The sequence below is a fragment of the Bacteroides sp. HF-4919 genome, from assembly GCF_018860125.1.
The window spans coordinates 103,052-126,068 of sequence record NZ_JAHKNF010000001.1 but is presented as its reverse complement, the minus strand read 5'-3'; the positions used below and the strand labels follow the sequence as shown (position 1 = coordinate 126,068).

General features: G+C 46.2%; 20 protein-coding genes. 16 read left to right on the top strand and 4 right to left on the bottom strand.

Annotated elements, in window-relative coordinates; genetic code table 11:
• Window positions 1-38 precede the first annotated feature (38 nt).
• The 4 genes from KO473_RS00510 to KO473_RS00495 form a co-directional block, all read right to left on the bottom strand.
• Window positions 39-1,388, bottom strand: coding sequence for an O-antigen ligase (locus KO473_RS00510; RefSeq protein ID WP_032537474.1), 1,350 nt, complete (start codon window positions 1,386-1,388; stop codon window positions 39-41).
• Complete coding sequence (locus tag KO473_RS00505) at window positions 1,378-3,597, bottom strand: membrane protein (RefSeq protein WP_005820001.1); 2,220 nt, start codon at window positions 3,595-3,597, stop codon at window positions 1,378-1,380. The genes KO473_RS00510 and KO473_RS00505 overlap by 11 nt, the downstream gene beginning before the upstream one ends.
• A 13-nt stretch (window positions 3,598-3,610) precedes the next feature.
• A complete protein-coding gene (locus KO473_RS00500; RefSeq protein ID WP_005820002.1) occupies window positions 3,611-4,360 on the bottom strand; it encodes a TolC family protein in 750 nt (249 codons plus the stop codon).
• A gap of 135 nt (window positions 4,361-4,495) precedes the next feature.
• On the bottom strand, window positions 4,496-5,713 hold the full coding sequence (locus KO473_RS00495; RefSeq protein WP_032537391.1) for a BamA/TamA family outer membrane protein: 1,218 nt from the start codon (window positions 5,711-5,713) through the stop codon (window positions 4,496-4,498).
• 162 nt (window positions 5,714-5,875) lie between these two features.
• Between KO473_RS00495 and KO473_RS00490 the strand changes: the two genes are divergently transcribed.
• The 16 genes from KO473_RS00490 to KO473_RS00415 all read left to right on the top strand — a co-directional run bounded on the left by KO473_RS00490 (window position 5,876) and on the right by KO473_RS00415 (window position 22,954).
• Window positions 5,876-7,273, top strand: coding sequence for a C1 family peptidase (locus tag KO473_RS00490; protein ID WP_005776984.1), 1,398 nt, complete (start codon window positions 5,876-5,878; stop codon window positions 7,271-7,273).
• Window positions 7,274-7,800: 527 nt separating this feature from the next.
• The gene (locus KO473_RS00485; RefSeq protein WP_005776985.1) at window positions 7,801-9,153 is read left to right on the top strand and encodes a Na(+)-translocating NADH-quinone reductase subunit A; all 1,353 of its coding nucleotides are present in this window, start codon (window positions 7,801-7,803) and stop codon (window positions 9,151-9,153) included.
• 33 nt (window positions 9,154-9,186) lie between these two features.
• Complete coding sequence (locus KO473_RS00480) at window positions 9,187-10,365, top strand: NADH:ubiquinone reductase (Na(+)-transporting) subunit B (RefSeq protein WP_122130945.1); 1,179 nt, start codon at window positions 9,187-9,189, stop codon at window positions 10,363-10,365.
• Window positions 10,366-10,379: 14 nt separating this feature from the next.
• Window positions 10,380-11,057, top strand: coding sequence for a Na(+)-translocating NADH-quinone reductase subunit C (locus KO473_RS00475; protein ID WP_005805370.1), 678 nt, complete (start codon window positions 10,380-10,382; stop codon window positions 11,055-11,057).
• Between the two features lie 16 nt (window positions 11,058-11,073).
• Window positions 11,074-11,706: an NADH:ubiquinone reductase (Na(+)-transporting) subunit D gene (locus KO473_RS00470; protein WP_005820005.1), complete on the top strand. Its 633-nt coding sequence runs from the start codon at window positions 11,074-11,076 to the stop codon at window positions 11,704-11,706.
• A gap of 28 nt (window positions 11,707-11,734) precedes the next feature.
• Complete coding sequence (nqrE, locus tag KO473_RS00465; RefSeq protein WP_005776993.1) at window positions 11,735-12,361, top strand: NADH:ubiquinone reductase (Na(+)-transporting) subunit E; 627 nt, start codon at window positions 11,735-11,737, stop codon at window positions 12,359-12,361.
• A gap of 22 nt (window positions 12,362-12,383) precedes the next feature.
• Window positions 12,384-13,655 (top strand): NADH:ubiquinone reductase (Na(+)-transporting) subunit F, encoded by a 1,272-nt coding sequence (gene nqrF / locus KO473_RS00460; protein ID WP_005776994.1) that lies wholly within the window; start codon window positions 12,384-12,386, stop codon window positions 13,653-13,655.
• Between the two features lie 90 nt (window positions 13,656-13,745).
• Window positions 13,746-14,870, top strand: coding sequence for a BF3164 family lipoprotein (locus tag KO473_RS00455; protein WP_005820008.1), 1,125 nt, complete (start codon window positions 13,746-13,748; stop codon window positions 14,868-14,870).
• Between the two features lie 19 nt (window positions 14,871-14,889).
• The gene (locus tag KO473_RS00450; protein WP_005820010.1) at window positions 14,890-16,209 is read left to right on the top strand and encodes a DEAD/DEAH box helicase; all 1,320 of its coding nucleotides are present in this window, start codon (window positions 14,890-14,892) and stop codon (window positions 16,207-16,209) included.
• Window positions 16,210-16,684: 475 nt separating this feature from the next.
• Window positions 16,685-17,752 (top strand): 3-phosphoserine/phosphohydroxythreonine transaminase, encoded by a 1,068-nt coding sequence (gene serC, locus KO473_RS00445; RefSeq protein ID WP_005776999.1) that lies wholly within the window; start codon window positions 16,685-16,687, stop codon window positions 17,750-17,752.
• 93 nt (window positions 17,753-17,845) lie between these two features.
• The gene (locus KO473_RS00440) at window positions 17,846-18,766 is read left to right on the top strand and encodes an NAD(P)-dependent oxidoreductase (protein ID WP_005820012.1); all 921 of its coding nucleotides are present in this window, start codon (window positions 17,846-17,848) and stop codon (window positions 18,764-18,766) included.
• Between the two features lie 11 nt (window positions 18,767-18,777).
• Window positions 18,778-20,025: a DUF1015 domain-containing protein gene (locus KO473_RS00435; protein WP_005820013.1), complete on the top strand. Its 1,248-nt coding sequence runs from the start codon at window positions 18,778-18,780 to the stop codon at window positions 20,023-20,025.
• A 138-nt stretch (window positions 20,026-20,163) separates the two neighbouring features.
• Window positions 20,164-20,565 (top strand): FKBP-type peptidyl-prolyl cis-trans isomerase, encoded by a 402-nt coding sequence (locus KO473_RS00430; protein WP_005805382.1) that lies wholly within the window; start codon window positions 20,164-20,166, stop codon window positions 20,563-20,565.
• Between the two features lie 25 nt (window positions 20,566-20,590).
• Complete coding sequence (locus tag KO473_RS00425; RefSeq protein ID WP_005777007.1) at window positions 20,591-21,208, top strand: YigZ family protein; 618 nt, start codon at window positions 20,591-20,593, stop codon at window positions 21,206-21,208.
• A 60-nt stretch (window positions 21,209-21,268) separates the two neighbouring features.
• Window positions 21,269-22,357, top strand: a complete 1,089-nt coding sequence (locus KO473_RS00420; protein ID WP_005820018.1) for an HpaII family restriction endonuclease — start codon at window positions 21,269-21,271, stop codon at window positions 22,355-22,357.
• Between the two features lie 27 nt (window positions 22,358-22,384).
• Window positions 22,385-22,954, top strand: coding sequence for a nitroreductase family protein (locus KO473_RS00415; RefSeq protein ID WP_122130827.1), 570 nt, complete (start codon window positions 22,385-22,387; stop codon window positions 22,952-22,954).
• Window positions 22,955-23,017: the final 63 nt, after the last annotated feature.

Sequence of the window (23,017 nt, the reverse complement as noted above, 5' to 3'; positions counted from 1 at the left end):
TACTCTGTGGTGAATCGTATTCATTTCTATTTCAATTATTAATAAAATTCTTCTTGCTCTGTCTTATTTTTCTTCTTTTTCAGTTCCTCTTCTTCTTTCTGCATCACGGGATCGATATAAGGACCCGCTATGCAAAGGGCGAAACCGGTATAAACGATAATGGAGTTGGGATATTGCATCACATCATTTACATAGGCGGCAACGAAGAAACCGGCAGCCATACAAAGCCAGGCGGCCAACAAGCCTCTCAAGCGCTTGTTCATCACCTTAAACATCAATAGCCAGGAACACCAGGCAAAGAGTACTCCATGAACAAGCAGATAGAGCACCAGTCCTATGATTCCCGTTTCTACCCATACGCTCACCAACCATGAGTCGGGCGGGTAGTGCATCAGCTCCCGGGGCTGAAAACGTGCTCCTTTCGACAGGCCAAGCCCGTAACCGATAGGTCTTACTGCCATCAATGCTTTCATGTTGTGCTTATTCTCAACCCTCACTTGATAGGATGCATCTTTGCTGGGACGGAAGGCAGAGCGCATCTTGCGGACATACTGGTTGCTGTCTCCGATATTAGTGAAGTAAAAAAATGAAAAGACGGCAAACAGAGAAACGGCTCCGAAGACAAACCCTTTCCAGTTTTTAGAGATTAAAACATACAGCAGGATTCCTCCCAACGGTACGCCTACGGCTGCCCGGGTACCCGAGATGCCAACACAATAAAGAGCGCAAAGGGTGGTGACACCGAAGTATATCTTCATCCACTTTTTACGGATGAAGAAGGCGGACAGGCCGAAAGTGGTGGCCGCCATGGCTGCGTGGACTCCATAGTTGGCTGCGTCGGTAAAGCAGGAGAAATAGCGGATGCCGGACCAGATGATATGGGTACGGTGTCCTCCAAGTACATAAAGAAAATAGAGTTCCCGTTCGTTGAAACCGTGATTTTTTTGCCAGTAACCTTTCAGGGTGGCTATTAAAACGAAAACGGACCAAATCAGTAGCAGAACTTCTATTCCCTTATAATTGCGAATGGTCAAGGGCACTAAGAATGCGCAAAGCAACGGGTAGAAAAAGTATTGGGTGATGGCTATGTTCCATGCTTCCTGCACGTGATTGGAGTTGCCTATTTCGAACAGGCAATAGAGCCCCCATATCAGGATAAGCCCTGCCATTAGGTTTCTCCCCCGTTTCCAGTCTGTACTCCGGCTGCTACATCTGCCTAAAGCAATCACACCCAATACGGTAACAGTAGGAAGAGTGGCCAGTCCCATCTTGACGGACATGAACATCCCCATCAACATCAGTATCAACTGGGAGGCAAACAAAAGATAAAAAACGGGCTCGGATGTATCCGGATCCCGTTCTTTATAGATTTCTTCATCATTCGTCATCATCGTCATCCTGGAGATTGTCGTTGGAGGTTTTCTTGCTGCGGAGGCGGTATAGAGACCTTTCTGTCAATGCGAGTTGAGAGATCCGATACATCTGTTTGCGCATCCAGGTATATGGCGGAAGCATACCGGTGTAAGTCTCTACTTCGTACTTCGGCGCGCGGTTGAGGTAGAAATATGGAGGCTTTCCTATCTGTAACCTGAGCTTTTGGAGTAATACCTTGTCAGTCGCTTTCCAACCAAGGATAGCCGAAGCAACCAATAAGTTCAATTGAGCTTCTTGCAACAAGGGTGTCGGTATGTTTATTTGCTTCAGATTGCGGTATTCCACAATCACGATTTCTTCGGACTGAGGCGTATAGATTTCTTTCAGGCTTTGGGATAGTATGAAACCGGGCGAACCGGAATCGAAATCAATCCCGTCGGTCAGCAGTCGTACTTTCAGGCCAAGCGATTCCCAATAGTTCTTAAGGCGCTCTGCCAAATAGGACTTGCCACTGCCTTCTTCGGTACTGAGAAGATTGAGAATAAAAGGAAGCCCTTCTGCTCGTCCGGTGAAGAAACGTTGAATAGCGGTGCCCATATAACGGGTGGCCGCATCCTCACATTGTTTGTTGACGGGGCCGGGCTTCATGGGAGCAGGATAGGAGCCCAGTACAATGCCGCCTGTCAGCTTGCGCGTACGGGGTGTGTCACGCAGAGTGCGGTCAATCAGTTCTATCAACAGGAATACTGCCACTAAAAAGATAAAGGCTCCGGCACATGCCATCGCTACAATTTTCCGTCCTCCTACAGATTCCTGATTGATCGGATAGGCAGGCGGATTGAGCACCTTCAGGATGGCGGCGGTCATCTCCAGGTTCTTTTTGCGCAATAAAGCGTCGTTATAACTTTTTAAGTTGGTCAGATAGCTCTGTTCGGTAAAGTTGATGACGCGTTCTTTGCGCTTAATGGTGGTGCCTACCGGAGCGAAGTGAGTGTATTTCGCATTCAGGTCGTTACGGCTTTTTTGTACGATTTTCAGTTCGGCTTTCGCTTTTTCAAAAAGCAGTAGTTGGTCGAGCCACTGTTCCACGATGGTGTTTCGGGCAACTCCCTCTTTGGAATGTTGTCCGTTCACGTATCGGCTGGCAATGCTTGACAATTCTTTCCGATTTTGCGCTAAGCGGTCTTTGTAGGCTTGGAGCTTGGTTCCGGTGCTGTCACTTGGCGATGAAATCGTTTCCATCTCAGTGATTTTTCCGGTTAAATTGCTCGTCTGCTTTAGTTTATCCACTAACTGTACGTTATGGATCAGTTGTTTAGAGTTTGCGTCCATCTGTCTCTCGAGCTCCATAAGCATCGCTTTCGAACTGTTGTAAGCAAACTCTACATCTTGTTCGCGCAATTCAAATTCTTTATTGATGGCAGCTATCTCTTTGGTCTCGTCATAGTAATTGATAATCTGGTTGTCTATATTATATTGGGTCAGATTGTCTTCCTGTCCGGCAAGTTCTTTACCGATGCGTTTCAATTCTCCCGCAAAGTATTCAATCACTTTATCGGTGCCGCCGTAACGGAGTGCCTGATATTCGTTGACAAATTCCTTCATCAGGATGTCAATCGTATTATAGGCAATGCCCGGATCGCCGGACTGATAGCTGGTCTTGATTAAATCACTGTTTCCCTTACGTTCTACTTTGATCCTCTTCAGGGCTTGATAACTGTAAAATACATGCTGAAAATAAAACAATCCGTAAATGTAATTTTCTTTGTCCGGACGTTCATATTTCATGAAGTTCTCCATGGTCTTGTCTTCGCTGTTCCGATCGATCAAGGCAACCAGTGCTTTACCATCCTTACTGTTCTTCATGTGATTGTAAGTATAATTATAGCTGGAGGCGGTGATTCCTTCGTTGTCTTTATCCGGCCTTCCTTTTACCAGGACGCGTGAGAAGAGACGCAGGGAGACACGCTTCAGGGTACTTTCCGATTGCAGGATATTGATCAGGTTGTCCATTGAGTTTTGAGCCAACGCCCAGTCTACTTTAGTCGTTTCTTCGATGCCATAGCCCGATACAACCCCTGTATAAAGAGTGGATTCCACATTGTAACCTCCCTGCATCCGTCCTATACGGAAATATACAAAAGCGGTAATAAGGGCCGTACCCAACAGGATCCACCATTTCACGCGATAGAGGGAACGGAGCAGATAAAATACATAGTCCATAATGTATGATTGTTTATTTTCTTAAAATAGGTGTACGGGTGATGACTTCCAGAATCATCAGGCTTTTGGTTACTTCAAACTTACTTTTTTCGAAAGCTTCTAATGCAGCGGATTGTCTTTGCTTCTCGACAGACAAATTTCCCGTGTCAATGATGTTGTTTACAAAATTCTTCTCGGCTACATCATACTGCATAGTTGCCAATTCCAAGGCTTCCGCCCGCAGTTTTAATACATTGAGTTGAGAGGTTGCGGTTGCGTACATTTCGATGATTTCCCGCTTCATCTCTTCAAACTTTACTTCCCGTTCCAAGGCAGCGGCTTTTACATTCAGCTTCTGGCGTTTAACGCGAGGAGACAGATCGAATAATTCGTCAAAGGGGATGTTGATAGCGCCACCTATCGTATACATGGTTTGTTTGGATGTATTGTAGTTGTACATGATGGGCGTAGATACATCAGTAAAGGTATTATCCATACCTACTTTTCCCCATTGATAAGTACCCCGGGCACTGAAGAACTTCAGGAACGCGCGTCTTTCCTTGGCCAGCAGTTTGCGCTCTATCTGCTCTTTTACACCGGCCAGTTCATAGATCGGTCCTCCTTTGGCATTTTCGAACAGAAGGTCGAGTGGGGGGAGGGAAATATTAGTATAGTCTTCCGTAGTCAGTTTAGAGTAATCGCTGGTTTCCTGCGCATATACAAGAGAAGCTGCACCAAATAAGAGTAGGGGTATACTAATGAATATGAATAGGATTCTTTTCATAAACGGGTATATTTATTTGTATATATTGTCTGTATGCTTGTGAAATCTGTGCAAAGATAAGACAAATCTGCAACTAATGCCCTAAATATACCCCTTTTTTTTATAAATATAGCATTGAATTTGAATATAATTTATTTAAAATGCTTCGGTCATGTTGAAATAGAACAGGTTTTGTTTGTTCACCATGTTGCGTCCCAGGTCGAGACGGACGTTCATACGGGGCTGTACTTCTATGCGGAGACCCACGCCCATGTTGGGCAGAACACCCTCTATTTTTCCCGGATTGGGACCCATAAATCCGCATCCGGCCCATGCCACATAGCCTACATGGCTGAGCATGCGTTTCACCCAGTTGCCCTTGTCCGTATTGATCATCTGGCGATATTCGGCCATGACGACGTGTGACGATTTATCGCGGTATTGCCCCATATAATATCCCCGAAGGTCGAACGGAGTGCCGCTTAGCGCGTATTTATTGAGTGGAACGTCGCCAAATACGTTTTTACTTTGGGCGGTCCATGCAAGCACACCGCGTTTGCGCAGCGTTTTGTACTGGCGGTAGTCTATCTCCAAACGGTAGAAGTTGTTGTCGCTTCCCAGGAATTTTTGGTACATCATGCCTCGGAAGTCGAGATACATGCCGCGATAGGCATTGGCAGGTACGTCGCGTGTATCATAAGTCAGCAGGAAACCGACACCTGAACTGAAGTTCTTATAGCCTTTCTCTGTACCGCCGGCTGCTTTATAAGAGGGTTGGTCGACAAGGTATTTGGCCGGATCGTACATGTGGTCATAATTGAGGTCGACTTGCGGACCGGCAAAGAAGTTGCTTTCGCCCAGGCGGAACAGGAACCAAGGGTTGATCTGCAATCCGCTGTAACGATACTGGCTGGTGGTGTCGCTGCGCACATAATCCTTATTGGTACTGTAACCGATGCCGTAAAAGTTTTCCTGTGTGTTTTTATAACTGAACTGTCCGAAAATACGGAAACGGTCGCCCTTAAAGAAAAGTTGCGGCTTGGAGAACAGGTTGAGTCCGCCATTGAACATCAGGGCAATGGCTACGGGCACTACAGAGCGCTGCTGGGTGGTGTCGCAGGGATTCATCCGGAAGGTCATCAACCCGCTACCGCCAATCAGCAGACCGAAATCGGGAGTGTAGCTGGGACCTCCGAGAATATTGTAGTGAAGGTTACGGCGGGCCACCCGCTGACGTCGTAGTTCGCGCTTGGATAGGGCGGGAATGCTGTCTTGATTTGTCGTGTCAGTGCTGAGCGTAGTGCCTTCTTCTTGAGCCACAGTGAATGTGGCGGGCATGATCGCCATCAATATACCTATTATATATTTTTTCATTGCTTTGTACGAATATGGGTGCAAAGGAAACTATTTTATTTGGATTAGTTTTCATTCGAATAGATAATAAATCTAAATACTGTGACAAAAAATCCGGAAAAGGATGCTATTTTTGCAAAGAAAAAGGAGAAGGCTCCTTTATTAACCAAATTACTTTACCACATGAATAAACGAATATTATCTGTTTTTGTTCTGAGTGCCGCATTCTTAAGTGTGTATGCACAGCAGGACAAGGGAGGTATCAGCCCCGAAATGCTGAACCGGATTAAACAAAACTACCAGGGCACGACAACCGACAAGGCCATCCGTAACGCGATCGGTAACAACGATATCCGTAAGCTGGCTCTGAATCAGGACAACCTGAAGGGAATGGATACCCATTTTTCTATTAAAGTAGACTCAAAAGGAATTACAGACCAGAAATCGTCCGGTCGTTGCTGGCTGTTCACCGGCCTGAATGTGATGCGCGCCAAAGCCATCGCCCGGTACGGACTCGGATCGTTTGAGTTTTCTCAGAATTACAACTTCTTCTGGGATCAACTGGAGAAAGCGAATCTTTTCCTGCAAGGTGTCATCGACACCCGTGAGAAGCCGATGGACGACAAAATGGTGGAGTGGCTGTTCCGTAATCCGCTGAGTGACGGAGGTACGTTTACAGGTGTAGCCGACATCGTTTCTAAATATGGTCTGGTGCCCAAAGAGGTGATGCCTGAGACGAACAGCAGCGAGAATACATCACGCATGGCTGGGCTGATTGCTGAAAAATTGCGTGAATTTGGTCTGCAACTGCGTGATCAGGCTGCAAAGGGAGACAAACTGCCTGCGCTTGAAAACAGCAAAACGGAAATGCTGGGCACCGTATACCGCATGCTGGTGCTGAATCTGGGGGTTCCGCCTACGGAGTTTACCTGGACGCGTAAAGATGAAAAAGGAAATCCGGTGGAGACTGCACAATACACACCGATGTCGTTCCTCGAAAAATACGGCGACAAGAATCTGCTGGACAATTACGTGATGCTGATGAACGATCCGAGCCGTGAATATTATAAGTGTTATGAAATCGACTTTGACCGTCACCGTTATGACGGACGCAACTGGACGTATGTTAACCTGCCGGCCGATGAAATCAAGGAGATGGCCATCGCTTCGCTGAAGGATAGTACGATGATGTATTTTTCGTGTGATGTAGGTAAATTCTTGAACTCGGAACGCGGATTGCTGGATGTGAACAACTATGACTATGCTTCGTTGATGGGTACCACTTTCGGTATGGATAAGAAACAGCGTGTGCAGACATTTGCCAGTGGATCGAGCCATGCCATGACTCTGATGGCGGTAGACATTAAGGATGGCAAACCGGTGAAATGGATGGTGGAAAACAGTTGGGGAGCTGCCAATGGCTATCAGGGACACTTGATTATGACGGATCAGTGGTTCAACGAATATATGTTCCGCCTGGTGGTAGAAAAGAAATTCGCAACTCCCAAAGTGTTGGAAGTTCTGAAGCAGAAACCTGTTCGTTTGCCTGCCTGGGACCCGATGTTTGCTCCGGAAGAGTGAAATGAACTCTGAATGATGAACTCTGAATGATGAACGGTCAACAGGTTTGTGTATTGCCTTCATTCTCTCCCGGTTTATAAGGGGAGCGTCCTTTGGGGGGGAGAGGAGATTCTTTATATATCGATTGAAGGGTTCAAAACGATCGACGCTAAATAAAAAGGGGTGTAGCTGTCCTCCGCGGATGGCTACACCCTTTTGCTGTTGGGGCTACACCCTTTCATCCATAGGGCTACACCCTTTTACAACTAAGGCTATACCCTTCTTTCCGGATGGCTATGTCCTCCCCCCATAATTTATACTTTCCGGCATCCCCTGTTCGCCGTCAATAATTCATTCAGCATAGCCTGTTCCTCGTTCTTTGTTGACCATTCATCAGTGATAATTTTAGCCTTTTTAGTATCTTTGTGATCGTTAACGATGCTAATTAAAGAAATATCTCCTTAATTCCTTTCACATTTCCTCTTTATTCACATTATTATTTATTACTTTTGCGGGCAAATTATGAAACCATTATTTTATATAATCACATGGCAAATGTAATAAAGTTACGTAAAGGCCTTGACATCAACCTGAAAGGAAAAGCTGCTGAAGAGCTCTCAACGGTGAAAGAACCGGGATTCTACGCACTCGTACCCGATGATTTCCCAGGAGTGACTCCGAAGGTGGTGGTGAAAGAACAGGAATATGTGATGGCCGGGGGACCCTTGTTTATCGACAAGAACCATCCTGAAGTTAAATTTGTTTCGCCCGTTAGCGGCGTTGTAACAAGCGTGGAGCGCGGTGCACGCCGTAAGGTGCTGAACATCGTGGTTGAAGCCGCTGCTGAGCAGGATTACGAAGAATTCGGCAAGAAGGACGTATCCAAACTCGACGGTGAGGCTGTGAAAGCTGCACTCTTGGAAGCTGGTATGTTTGCATTTATGAGACAGCGTCCGTATGACGTGATTGCCGATCCGACAGTCGCTCCGCGGGCTATTTTCATTTCTGCTTTCGACAGCAACCCGCTGGCACCCGATTTTGAGTTCGCTCTGAAAGGGGAAGAAGCTAATTTCCAGACTGGACTGGATGCCCTGGCTAAGATCGCCAAGACGTATCTCGGTATTAGCAGCAAACAAAAAACGACAGCCTTGACACAGGCTAAAAATGTCACGGTAACCGTATTTGACGGACCGAACCCTGCCGGAAATGTAGGGGTGCAAATCAATCATGTAGCTCCTGTGGTGAAAGGTGAAACCGTGTGGACCATCGGCGCAGAAGCTGTGATCTTCATCGGACGTCTGTTCAATTCCGGACGGGTGGATCTGACACGCACTGTAGCCGTTACAGGCTCTGAAGTCCTGAAACCGGCTTATTGCAAACTGAAAGTAGGTGCATTGTTGACCAATGTGTTTGCCGGAAACGTGACAAAAGATAAGGAGTTGCGTTACATCAGCGGTAATGTGCTGACAGGCAAGCAGGTGAAACCAAACGGATTCCTCGGTGCTTTCGACAGTCAGTTGACCGTGATTCCCGAAGGCGACGACATCCACGAAATGTTGGGATGGATTATGCCACGTTTCAATCAGTTCAGCGTGAACCGTTCGTATTTCAGCTGGTTGATGGGAAATAAGAAAGAGTATGTGCTCGATGCCCGTATCAAGGGAGGCGAACGCCACATGATCATGTCCGGCGAATACGACAAGGTGTTCCCGATGGACATTCTGCCTGAATTCCTGATTAAAGCAATCATTGCCGGAGACATCGACCGCATGGAAGCTCTGGGTATCTACGAAGTAGCGCCCGAAGACTTTGCTTTGTGTGAGTTTGTCGACTCTTCGAAACTGGAATTGCAACGCATCGTTCGTGCCGGACTCGATATGCTTCGTGCTGAAATGATGTAATTCATAACACATAATTTATATAATTCATAATTAATGAAAGCGTTAAGAAATTATCTCGATAAGATAAAGCCGAACTTTGAAGAGGGCGGCAAACTCCACGCGTTTCGTTCGGTGTTCGACGGTTTCGAAACATTCTTGTTCGTGCCAAACACCACTTCGAAATCGGGAGCGCACATCCACGACTCGATTGATAGCAAACGTATCATGTCGATTGTGGTTATTTCGTTGATACCGGCTTTACTGTTCAGTATGTACAACGTAGGTTACCAGCATTTCACTCACACCGGAGCTCAGGGTGGTTTCATCGAAATGTTCATTTACGGTTTCCTGGCCATACTGCCTAAGATTATCGTATCTTATGTAGTGGGTCTGGGCATCGAGTTTGTCGTAGCACAGTGGAAGAAAGAAGAAATTCAGGAAGGTTTCCTCGTTTCGGGTATCCTGATTCCGATGATCGTACCGGTGGACTGTCCGTTGTGGATTCTGGCGGTAGCTACTGCATTTGCTGTTATCTTCGCTAAAGAAGTATTCGGCGGTACAGGTATGAACGTGTTCAATGTTGCGCTCGTTACCCGTGCTTTCCTGTTCTTCGCATATCCTACCAAGATGTCGGGTGACGCCGTTTGGGTGGCGCAAGACAGTATCTTCGGACTGGGTAATACGGTAGATGGACTGACAGCGGCCACTTCGTTGGGGGTAGCATCTACTGCTACCGATCCGAACGGGTTCCCGGCTTTCTCCTGGGACATGGTGACCGGCCTGATTCCGGGTTCTATCGGTGAAACCAGTGTGATTGCTATTCTGATTGGTGCTGCTATCCTGTTGTGGACAGGTATCGCAAGCTGGAAAACGATGCTTTCCGTATTCGTAGGTGGTGCTTTCATGGGCTGGATTTTCAATGCTGTAGGTCCGGACACTGCCATGGCTCACATGCCTTGGTACGAACACCTCGTGCTGGGTGGTTTCTGCTTCGGTGCCGTATTTATGGCTACCGATCCTGTGACTTCTGCACGTACGGAGACCGGTAAATATATCTTCGGATTCCTGATCGGTGCGATGGCCATCATCATTCGTGTGCTGAACCCCGGTTATCCCGAAGGTATGATGCTCGCTATCCTGCTGATGAACATCTTCGCTCCGCTGATTGACTACTGTGTGGTTCAGAGCAACATCAAACTGCGTGAAAAACGCGCTATTAAGTCTAACAATTAAACCGAACAAGAAAGATGAATACAAATAGTAATTCTTATACTATCATTTATGCTTCGGTAATGGTTGTTATCGTGGCATTCCTGCTCGCATTCGTCAGCTCTTCACTGAAAGCGATTCAGAACAAGAATCAGGAGCTGGATACGAAGAAGCAAATTCTGGCTGCTTTGAACATCAGAGATGTGAAAGACGCCGATGCTGAATATAATAAATATGTAAAGGGTGACATGCTGATGAACGTAGATGGCACTCTGACAGAAAATACGGATGGTTTCTCTATCAGCTACGAAAAAGAAGCAAAGGAGAACAATCGTTTGCACGTTTTCGTATGTGAGGTAGACGGAGAGACCAAGTATGTGGTACCGGTTTATGGCGCCGGCCTTTGGGGCGCTATCTGGGGATATGTGGCTTTAAATGCTGATAAGGACACTGTTTATGGTGTTTATTTCTCGCATGCCAGCGAAACTCCGGGATTGGGTGCCGAAATTGCGACAACCGCTTTCCAGGGTGAATTCTCGGGCAAGAAGGTGTTGAAAGACGGACAGGTTGCACTGGCTGTAGAGAAAAACGGAAAGGTGACAGACCCTGCTTATCAGGTGGACGGTATTTCGGGTGGTACAATCACTTCGAAAGGTGTGGACGCCATGATCAAAGCTTGTCTGAGCCAGTACGATAAATTTTTAACTAATAATTAAGGAGGAACGATAGAATATGAGCCAATTATTTTCTAAAAAGAATAAAGAAGTATTCGCTACTCCGCTGGGATTGAATAACCCGGTAACCGTGCAGGTGCTCGGTATCTGTTCGGCGCTGGCTGTAACGGCCAAACTGGAACCGGCTATCGTGATGGGTCTTTCGGTAACTGTGATTACGGCCTTTGCAAACGTCGTTATCTCTTTGCTGCGTAAGACGATTCCTAACCGTATCCGTATCATCGTACAGTTGGTGGTAGTAGCTGCGTTGGTAACTATAGTAAGTGAGGTGCTGAAGGCATTTGCATATGACGTAAGCGTGCAGCTTTCGGTATACGTAGGTCTGATCATTACAAACTGTATCCTGATGGGACGTCTGGAAGCATTTGCCATGGCAAACGGCCCGTGGGAGTCATTCCTCGACGGTGTGGGTAATGGTCTGGGATATGCCAAGATTCTGATTATCGTGGCTTTCTTCCGCGAATTGCTCGGATCGGGCACATTGCTCAATTTCCGTATTATCCCCGAGTCATTCTACAAGATGGGCTATATCAACAATGGTTTGATGTTGATGCCGCCGATGGCACTGATCATCTGTGCTTGTATCATCTGGTATCAGCGCAGCCGTTGCAAAGAACTCCAGGAAAAGTAATACAACCTAAGAAAGTAAAAGAAAAATTATGGAACAATTATTAAGTTTATTCGTCCGCTCCATCTTTGTGGACAACATGATATTCGCCTTCTTCCTGGGTATGTGTTCATATCTGGCTGTGTCGAAGAATGTGAAAACTGCTGTAGGACTGGGTATCGCCGTAACTTTTGTTTTGATCGTTACGTTGCCGGTCAACTACTTGCTTCAGACAAAGGTGCTGGCTGCCAATGCTATCATTGAAGGTGTTGACCTCAGCTTCCTGAGTTTTATTCTCTTTATTGCCGTTATTGCCGGTATCGTGCAGTTGGTAGAAATGGTAGTGGAACGATTCAGCCCTTCGCTCTACGCTTCACTGGGTATCTTCCTGCCGCTGATCGCCGTTAACTGTGCCATCATGGGTGCCTCACTGTTCATGCAACAGAGAATCACGATGGATCCGTCGAACCCGCAGGCCATCACCGGTGTAGGTAGTGCTGTGGTATACGCGCTCGGTTCCGGTATCGGTTGGTTACTGGCTATCGTCGGTCTGGCTGCTATCCGCGAAAAGATGGCCTACTCTGATGTTCCCGCTCCGCTGAAAGGTCTGGGCATTACGTTTATCACAGTAGGACTGATGGCTATGGCCTTTATGTGTTTCTCTGGATTGAAGTTATAACTAAAGTAAAAAGAATAAAACAATGACGTCTTTAATATTAGCAAGTATCGGAGTCTTCCTTGTGGTGATCATCCTGCTTGTCATTATACTGCTCGTTGCGAAGAGCTATCTTTCTCCTTCGGGCGAGGTTACGATTACGATGAATGGAGAGCAACAACTGAAAACATCTCAGGGTGGTACACTGCTGGGTACGTTGTCTGCCAACAATGTGTTCCTTTCATCGGCTTGTGGTGGTAAGGGTTCGTGCGGACAGTGCCGTTGCCAGGTGCTCGAAGGCGGTGGCGAGATTTTGCCTACCGAAACCGGTTTCTTCTCTCGTAAAGAACAGGCCGATCACTGGCGCCTCGGTTGCCAGGTAAAGGTGAAACAGGATATGTCTATCAAGATCGACGAGTCTATCCTGGGTGTGAAAGAGTGGGAGTGCGAGGTGATCTCGAACAAGAACGTGGCTACGTTTATCAAAGAGTTTATCGTGGCTCTGCCTCCGGGCGAACACATGGACTTCGTGCCGGGTTCGTATGCTCAGATCAAGATTCCTACCTTCTCGATGGATTATGATAAGGATATCGATAAGAGCCTGATTGGTGACGAATATCTTCCGGCATGGGAGAAATTCGGTCTGCTGGGCTTGAAGTGCCGCAATGACGAGCCGACTATCCGTGCTTACTCTATGGCCAACTATCCGGCTGAAGGTGACCGCATCATGCTGACTGTACGTATCGCTACTCCTCCTTTCAAACCGAAAGACCAGGGACCGGGCTTTATGGATGTGATGCCGGGTATCGCTTCTTCTTACATCTTCACGCTGAAGCCGGGTGATAAGGTGACCATGAGTGGCCCTTACGGTGACTTCCACCCGATCCTCGACTCGAAGAACGAAATGATGTGGATTGGTGGTGGTGCAGGTATGGCTCCGTTGCGTGCTCAGATTATGCACCTGACGAAGACACTGCACATCACCGACCGTACGATGAACTACTTCTACGGTGCCCGTGCACTGAACGAGGTGTTCTATCTGGAAGACTTCCTGCAGATTGAAAAAGATTTCCCGAACTTCAAGTTCCACTTGGCACTTGACCGTCCGGACCCTGCAGCAGACGCAGCCGGCGTGAAGTATACAGCAGGTTTCGTACACAACGTGATTTACGAAACTTACCTGAAGAACCATGAAGCTCCGGAAGACATTGAATATTACATGTGTGGTCCTGGCCCGATGAGCAAGGCTGTTGAGAAGATGCTTGACGATCTTGGTGTTCCGGCTAAGAACCTGATGTTTGATAACTTCGGTGGATAATCCTTCGGGAATTATAATAAAGAAACTGCTTTCGGCTGTCCGGAAGCAGTTTTTTTTTATCTTTGTGTCATCGTTAAAATTGAAACAGCTATGAAAAACAGAGTTGTCAGTTCAGTTTGTTTCGTTCTATTGGGCGTGAACTTACTATCGTGTGGCGGAAGACAGAAAAGTGCAGCCGGAGACGGAGTACAGGTGCAGGACAGTGTCATTGCCCAAGCAATGGAGAAGGATATCGTTTCTTTAGCTCCACTGGAGACGGGCGAGGTCTTTCTGAAAGATCAGGATCCGTTTGGGGAAGTTGTCGAACTGAAGGGGCAGCAGATCGTTGAGCCCGATACTTTTATATTCAAGACGTCCGAAGACAGGATGTTACTCTGCTCGGACAGTATTTTGGTGCAGAAAAATTATAGGGCACCTTACTTTGTTTTCCATTATCCGGCCATGACCTACATAAAGACTGTGGGGGTAAAGGGTAACGGACCGGATGAATTTCTTATACCGGAGGTGGTGCCTTCGGTTGATAAGGAAGCATTATGCTGTCTGTATGAAAGAAGTAATGGAAGGATATATCGGTTGGATAAGGAACTGAACCAAACGTATCTCTATACGTTATTTCCTACAGAAAAATGGGGAGTAAACGATTTGCAAGAGATTGGCAAGGATGAATTTGTTTATCAGTCAGGACGCTATATACGTACAATCAAGGTGGAGGGTGATTCATTGAAAGAAGAAAAACGCTATCCGTTGACATTGAGGTTCGCTCGAAAATCACCGGTTTTGGGATCTTTGGCTGCCAATCCGCAGAGAAATCGGATGGTTTATGCTTATAAATACTTCAAGATAGTGAAGTTCATGAATATGAAAGGTGATAGCGTCCGGACTCTGAACTTCCAGCAAAAAGGTTTTGATGATGAAACTTTAAACATTGCTGATGGATTGGATGCGAACGTAACGCATTATATGCAGGTGTCTCCGACGAGAGATTATGTGTATATTTCCTATTCGGGACGTACACCTTATGCAGTGGGCAGTGACAATGATAAAGGAAATCGCTATATGTACGTAGAGCAGTACGATTGGAATGGTAATCCGGTCCGAAAGTATAAGTTGGATAATTTCAGCATTTCTATGATGGTGGACGGACGGTTGAACCGCCTGATGCTGATTACTTATTATAATGATGACCCTTACTTTATATATCAATTAAAGGATTAAACAAGAGAAAGAAAAAACAATGAATGGATTGAAGGAGATACTCGATAGGTTGAAAATAGAACAGCTCAATCCGATGCAGGAAGCATCTATTGAGGCATTTAATAAAGGTGGCGAAGACCTGATATTGCTTTCGCCCACAGGTTCGGGCAAGACCCTTGCTTTCTTGTTACCGTTGGTCGGTAGTCTGAGGGCTGATGTGAAAGGAGTACAAGCTGTGGTGCTGGTGCCTTCGCGCGAGTTGGCGTTGCAGATAGAGCAGGTGTTCAAGGCGATGGGAACAGAGTTCAAGGCAATGAGTTGTTATGGCGGACGTCCGGCAATGGAAGAGCATCGGACGATGAAAGGAATGCAGCCGGAGGTTATCATCGGTACGCCCGGCCGTATGAACGACCATCTCTCCAAGCAGAACTTCGATGCAAGCACAGTGAGCCTGTTGGTGATCGATGAATTTGATAAATGCCTGGAGTTTGGTTTTCAGGAAGAGATGGCAACGGTTATCGGACAGTTGCCCGACTTGAAACGACGTTTTCTGACTTCGGCAACAGATGCGGAAGAGATTCCGCAATTTACAGGACTGAACCGTACGATAAAGCTTGATTTCCTGACAAACGATGTGGAGGAATCACGCTTGCGGTTGATGAAGGTGGTTTCGCCTGCTAAAGATAAGATAGAAACCCTCTATAAGTTGCTTTGTACGTTGGGAAGCAGTTCGAGTATTGTTTTCTGTAACCACAGGGATGCGGTGGACCGTGTGAGTGCCTTACTAACGGAAAAAGGAGTTTCCAATGAACGCTTTCATGGAGGTATGGAGCAACCGGATCGGGAACGGGCACTGTATAAGTTCCGTAATGGCAGCTGTCCGGTGCTGGTGTCTACAGACTTGGCTGCCCGCGGACTTGATATCCCGGAGGTGGAGCATATCATCCATTATCATATCCCGGTGAATGAAGAAGCTTTTACTCATCGTAACGGACGTACTGCCCGCTGGGATGCGACGGGTACTTCTTATCTGATATTGAATCCGGAGGAACGCGTGCCGGATTATATACCTTCGGAACTCGATATCTTTGACTTACCGGAGAACGCGCCCCGTCCGTCTAAACCTCAGTGGATAACTATTTATATAGGTAAAGGGAAGAAGGACAAATTGAGTAAGATCGATATTGCCGGATTCCTCTATAAGAAAGGAAATCTGGCGCGTGAAGACGTTGGAGCAATCGATGTGAAGGACCATTATGCTTTTGTAGCCGTGCGGCGGTCTAAGGTCAAGCAATTGCTGACGCTTATACGCGGTGAGAAGATCAAAGGGATGAAGACGGTGATTGAAGAGGCGGATTAAAACGGATTTATTTGATAGAGGGGGCACGGCACCACCGATTTCACCGATTACTTTTAGTTTTATTGCTGATAAGATAAATCATCAATCTGTGTTAATCTGTGAAATCTGTGGTGAAACAGTTTTTTCAGATCCCGGCTCTTCTTTCCCTACATCCCGGCGCTCCGGTCGTCCGCCCCCGGTTCTTTACGGTCTTTGCCTCTTCTTCTTATAAATATTCATTTTTTAGTCACTCTCTCTTTCATTTCAAAATAGATAGCCTTGTAATAATATCAGTTTGAACTTTTTTCTACCATCTTGGCATGTATAGATAACAAAATGGTGTATAATTCCTGCATAAACCATTAAAAAGTAAGATAAATGCCCTCTGAGATTGTAATTTTATAGAGAAACGTTTGTTGAGAGGAAATAAATTCGTAAATTCGCCATGTCAGTAGACATAAAATAACGAAATTGTATAACCAAAAACACTCATCAAATGAAAAAGCATAATTTCAGTGCAGGCCCTTCCATTCTCCCTCGCGAAGTAATAGAAGAAACAGCGAAAGCTATTCTCGATTTCAACGGTTCAGGTCTTTCTGTTTTGGAAGTCAGCCACCGAGGCAAAGATTTTCAGGCAGTCATGGACGAAGCCGTAGCTTTGTTTAAGGAAATACTTAATATCCCCGAAGGGTATTCGGTACTTTTTTTGGGCGGTGGTGCCAGTATGCAGTTCTGTATGGTACCTTACAACTTCCTTGAAAAGAAAGCTGCTTACCTGAACACCGGTGTTTGGGCGAAGAAAGCGATGAAAGAAGCGAAAGGGTTTGGCGAAGTGGTTGAGGTAGCTTCTTCGGCTGACGCAAACTATACGTTTATCCCTAAAGACTTTACCATACCTGCTGATGCAGACTATTTCCATGTGACAACCAACAACACGATTTATGGTACAGAGTTGAAGGGAGATCTCGATTCACCGATTCCGATGGTTGCCGATATGTCATCTGATATTTTCTCTCGTCCGGTAGATGTTTCGAAGTACATCTGTATCTATGGTGGTGCACAGAAGAATCTGGCTCCGTCCGGTGTCACTTTTGTTATCGTAAAGGACGATGCAGTGGGCAAAGTGTCACGTTACATCCCGAGTATGTTGAATTACAAAACCCATATTGACGGCGGATCTATGTTTAATACACCTCCCGTATTGCCTATATATTCTGCGATGCAGACTTTGCGCTGGATCAAGGCTCAGGGTGGCGTGAAAGAGATGGATCGCCGGGCTACCGAAAAGGCAGATATGCTGTATGCCGAGATAGACCGCAACAAGATGTTTGTGGGAACGGCTGCTAAAGAGGACCGCTCACGCATGAATATCTGTTTCGTAATGGCACCGGAATACAAAGACCTTGAAGCCGATTTCCTGAAATTCGCTACGGACAAAGGTATGTCCGGCATTAAAGGACACCGTTCTGTAGGTGGTTTCCGTGCATCTTGTTATAATGCGATGCCGAAGGAAAGTGTACAGGCGCTGATTGACTGCATGCAGGAATTTGAGAAACTTCATTAATAATGTGATTTCACCACAGAGTGCCATAATTGAAGAAGAAAGACAAATCTGTGTCCCTCTGTGGTGAATTATCCCCAAAACATAACAAAGGAAATGAAAGTACTTGTTGCAACCGAAAAACCATTTGCCAAAATTGCCGTAGATGGTATAAAGAAAGAAATAGAAGGAGCCGGATTCGAATTGGCTCTGCTTGAAAAATATACAGATAAGGCTCAATTACTTGACGCGGTGAAAGATGCGAATGCCATTATCATTCGCAGCGATATCATCGATGCGGAAGTGCTTGAGGCTGCGAAGGAATTGAAAATAGTAGTCCGTGCAGGTGCCGGATATGACAATGTGGACTTAAACGCCGCTACCGCACACGGTGTGTGCGTAATGAACACTCCGGGGCAGAATTCGAATGCCGTGGCCGAATTGGTGTTCGGGCTGCTCGTTTATGCCGTCCGCAATTTCTATAATGGAACGTCGGGTACGGAACTGATGGGAAAGAAACTGGGTATCCACGCTTATGGCAATGTGGGACGCAATGTGGCACGTATTGCCAAAGGATTCGGCATGGAGCTTTACGCTTACGATGCTTTCTGCCCGAAAGATGTGATTGAAAAAGATGGAGTGAAAGCCGTCGACTCGGCCGAAGAACTTTACAAAATTTGTAATATCGTCTCACTGCATATTCCGGCTACAGCCGAAACAAAGAATTCCATTAACTGTGATTTACTGAAGAATATGCCGAAAGGAGCTATTTTGGTCAATACGGCCCGTAAAGAGGTGATCAATGAGGATGAACTGATTCAGCTGATGGAAGAACGTCCGGACTTTAAATACATCACCGATATTATGCCTGCTGCCAATGCGAAGTTTACCGAACTCTTTGCCGGACGTTATTTCTCAACACCGAAGAAGATGGGTGCTCAGACTGCCGAGGCAAATATCAATGCAGGTATTGCTGCGGCGAAACAGATTGTAGGCTTCCTGAAAGAGGGTTGCGAAAAATTTAGAGTGAACAAATAATCCCCAGTTTTATGGCAACAATAAAACCATTTAAAGGCATCCGCCCTCCACAGGACTTGGTAGAACAGGTCGCATCACGTCCGTATGATGTGTTGAACTCAGAAGAGGCTCGTGCAGAAGCTGCCGGAAACGAGAAATCACTGTATCATATCATTAAACCTGAAATAGATTTTCCGGTCGGAACAGACGAACACGACGAGAAAGTCTATACCAAGGCGGCAGAAAACTTCCGTCTGTTTCGCGATAAAGGTTGGTTGGTGCAGGATGATAAAGAGAATTATTACATCTATGCCCAGACCATGAACGGCAAGACGCAGTACGGACTGGTGGTAGGCGCTTATGTGCCCGATTATATGAACGGCGTTATCAAAAAGCATGAACTGACCCGGCGTGATAAGGAAGAAGACCGTATGAAGCATGTTCGTGTGAACAATGCCAATATCGAACCGGTATTCTTTGCTTATCCCGACAATGCAGTGCTCGACACTATCATCCGGAAGTATACGGCTCAAAAACCGGTATACGACTTTATTGCTCCCGGTGACGGATTCGGGCATACTTTCTGGGTGATTGATGATAACGATGACATTGCTGTGATCACAAAAGAGTTTGCTGCTATGCCGGCACTTTATATTGCCGACGGACACCATCGTTCGGCCGCTGCCGCTTTGGTTGGAGCCGAGAAGGCGAAACAGAATCCCGGTCATCGCGGAGACGAAGAATATAATTACTTCATGGCTGTATGTTTTCCGGCGAACCAGTTGACTATTATTGATTACAACCGGGTGGTGAAAGATCTCAATGGTCTGACACCTGCCGAATTCCTGGCTGCTCTTGAGAAGAATTTTGTGGTAGAGGAGAAGGGGAAAGAGATTTATAAACCCGCTGCATTGCATAATTTTGCCCTTTATCTGGAAGGTAAATGGTATAGCCTGACAGCCAAACCGGGAACTTATGACGACAATGATCCCATTGGGGTATTGGACGTGACGATCTCTTCCAATCTGATTCTGGATGAAATTTTGGGTATCAAAGATTTGCGTTCGGACAAACGGATTGATTTTGTGGGAGGTATCCGTGGCTTGGGTGAGCTGAGCAGACGGGTGGATAGTGGAGAGATGAAAGTGGCACTGGCTCTTTATCCCGTTTCAATGAAGCAACTGATGGATATTGCCGATACGGGAAACATTATGCCTCCGAAAACCACTTGGTTCGAGCCGAAACTGCGTTCCGGGCTGGTGATACACGAGTTGGAATAAAGAGCGTATCGATGTAGAAAAAGAACGAGGATGTTACTCTAAAACAGGGGAACATCCTCGTTTTGCATTCCGGGCTATCCAAATATGTACGTTTTTCCGTATCTTTGTGACCGAAGTAATTATTATCTGAATAGATCTATGGGACGAAAAGAAGAATACAAGTTGCAGAACGAGCAATTCATGCAGGCATTACGTGCCGAAGCGGATGTATACGAATTGCCTTGTGGCATATTATATAAGGTTTTGGAGGAAGGTAGTGGTACCGCTACTCCCCGGCCCGGCAGTGTGGTGTCTGTCCATTACAGGGGGACACTGATCAATGGACGGGAATTTGATAATTCCTGGAAACGGAACTGTCCCGAAGCTTTCCGTTTGAGTGAGGTCATCGAGGGATGGCAGATCGCTTTGCAGAAAATGCGGGTGGGAGATCGTTGGATAATTTACATCCCGTATACCATGGGGTATGGGACACGTACCAGTGGTCCTATTCCGGCTTTTTCGACCCTGGTTTTTGAAGTACAGTTGTTAGGTATAGCCTGAACCACTAAAAATGATTCCGGATATCATGTCAGAAGATACATACAAAACCATTACTGAAGTTTCAGAAGGTACCTATACCGAGAAGCGTAGTAAGTTTATTGCCATTGCTCTTCCGGTGCGTACATTGGAAGAGATTAAGAATCACCTGGAGACGTATCAGAAGAAATATTACGATGCCCGTCACGTCTGTTATGCCTATATGTTGGGGCACGAACGTAAAAACTTTCGTGCAAACGACAACGGAGAACCTTCCGGTACGGCCGGCAAACCGATTCTGGGACAAATTAATTCCAACGAACTGACGGATATTCTGATTATCGTGGTTCGTTATTTCGGGGGAATCAAGTTGGGAACCAGTGGATTGATTGTGGCTTATAAAGCCGCCGCCGCGGAGGCTATTGCCGCTGCCACTGTTGTAGAGAAAACGGTGGATGAAGAAGTAACCGTGCTTTTTGAATATCCGTTTATGAACGATGTGATGCGGATTGTGAAAGAGGAGGAACCGGAAATTCTCTCCCAGTCGTATGATATGGATTGCAGCATGACACTTCGCATCCGACAGTCGGCGATGCCTCGCTTAAGGTATCGGTTGGAAAAGGTGGAAACTGCACGTATTTTAGATGAAGAAGAAGGAAATGAATAAGAGAAAGAAATAAGACAGGGGGGAGGTTTTCTTCCCACACATAATAAAAAGATAGATAGAATGGCATTTGAAGCAACAAAAAGAGAGTGGAGTGAGCTATATGTTTTTTTTCGTCTGCTGGCGGACGGAAAAGTTTCTCTCGGAACTCCACAAGCAAAGAAAGAAGACGAAAAGTGCTGGCCCATTGCAATGATTCAACGTGAAGAGCATGATGGCACCCGGCGTTACTATATTGAAGGAGAAGATATCCGGATGGAAGGTGAGAAAGTCGGAAAAAGCTTGCCCCGCGAAGATTTTGCAACGGTGGCTGACCTGATTCTGAATGCGATAAAAGGTTCGTCTACCGATGAAGTCACTTCTCCCGATGGGGTGGAGGAGTTTTTGGATGAAGCCGGGATCTTTGATCTTGAAGCACGGACGGAAGATCGTACTGATTTCTCAATCGCCTTTTGGCATCCCGAAGCTCCGTTAGCCGGTTTCAATGTCCGTTCGCGTCTGAGTGCAATGAATCCGTTGCTGGATGGGGGACGTGCTGCAAACCTGAAATTGGAGCAATCCGGTGTAAAGTTTGCTGCACCTACCGTAAATAAAATTAATGCCCTTCCCGAATCGCCTACGGAGGTTGCCGAGCGCATGATGATGATCGAACGTCTGGGAGGCGTGTTGAAATACTCGGATGTGGCAGACCGTGTGTTTCGCTGTAACTTGCTGATGATTGACTTGCATTTTCCTCGTGTGTTGGCGGAGATGGTGCGTACGATGCATCTGGACGGCATCACACGTATCAGTGAACTGACCGAACTGATGAAGACCGTAAATCCTCTCAAGATAAAAGAAGAGTTGATCAGTAAGCATGGTTTTTATGAATTTAAAATGAAGCAATTCTTATTGGCGCTCGCTTTGGGTATGCGCCCGGCAAAGATATACAACGGGACGGACTCGGCTGTTGAAGGTATATTACTGGTTGATGGCAGTGGCGAGGTGTTGTGCTATCATAAGTCGGAAAAGAAAACGTTTGAAGACTTCCTTTATCTGAATTCACGTCTTGAAAAAGGATCGGTTGATAAAGATAAGTATGGATTCCTTGAAAGGGAGAATGGTGTATACTATTTCAAACTGAATGCCAAGATTGGTTTAATTAAAAGATAAGGAATACAATATTAATAGATATTCATGATGAAAACCAATGAAGTTTTAGAAACGATTAAGGCACGCCGCAGTGTGCGTGTCTATGATAAAAAGCAGGTACCGTCGGAAGACTTGAATGCCATACTGGAGGCAGCTACCTATGCACCGAGCGGCATGCATTATGAAACGTGGCATTTTACGGCAGTCCGTAATGCGGCTAAACTTGAAGAACTGAACAATCGTATCAAGGGAGCATTTGCTAAAAGTGACGATAAGCGCCTTCAGGAGCGTGGACATAGTGAGACTTATTGTTGTTATTATCATGCTCCGAGTTTGGTCATTGTTTCTAATGACCCTACCCAGTGGTGGGCCGGGATGGACTGTGCCTGTGCCATTGAGAATATGTTTTTGGCAGCCCGTTCTTTGGGCATCGGTTCTTGCTGGATCAATCAACTCGGGACGACTTGCGATGATCCGGAAGTCCGGGCGTATCTGACCTCTCTTGGAGTACCCGAGAACCATAAAGTTTACGGTTGCGTAGCTTTGGGATATCAGGCAGAAGGTGTATCGTTGAAGGAAAAAACGGTGAAAGCAGGTACAATAACCATTGTGGAATAGAGTATCGGATTCAAGTTTAAATTCACCACAGAGTTCACAGAGTATCACAGAGTTTATCTCTTG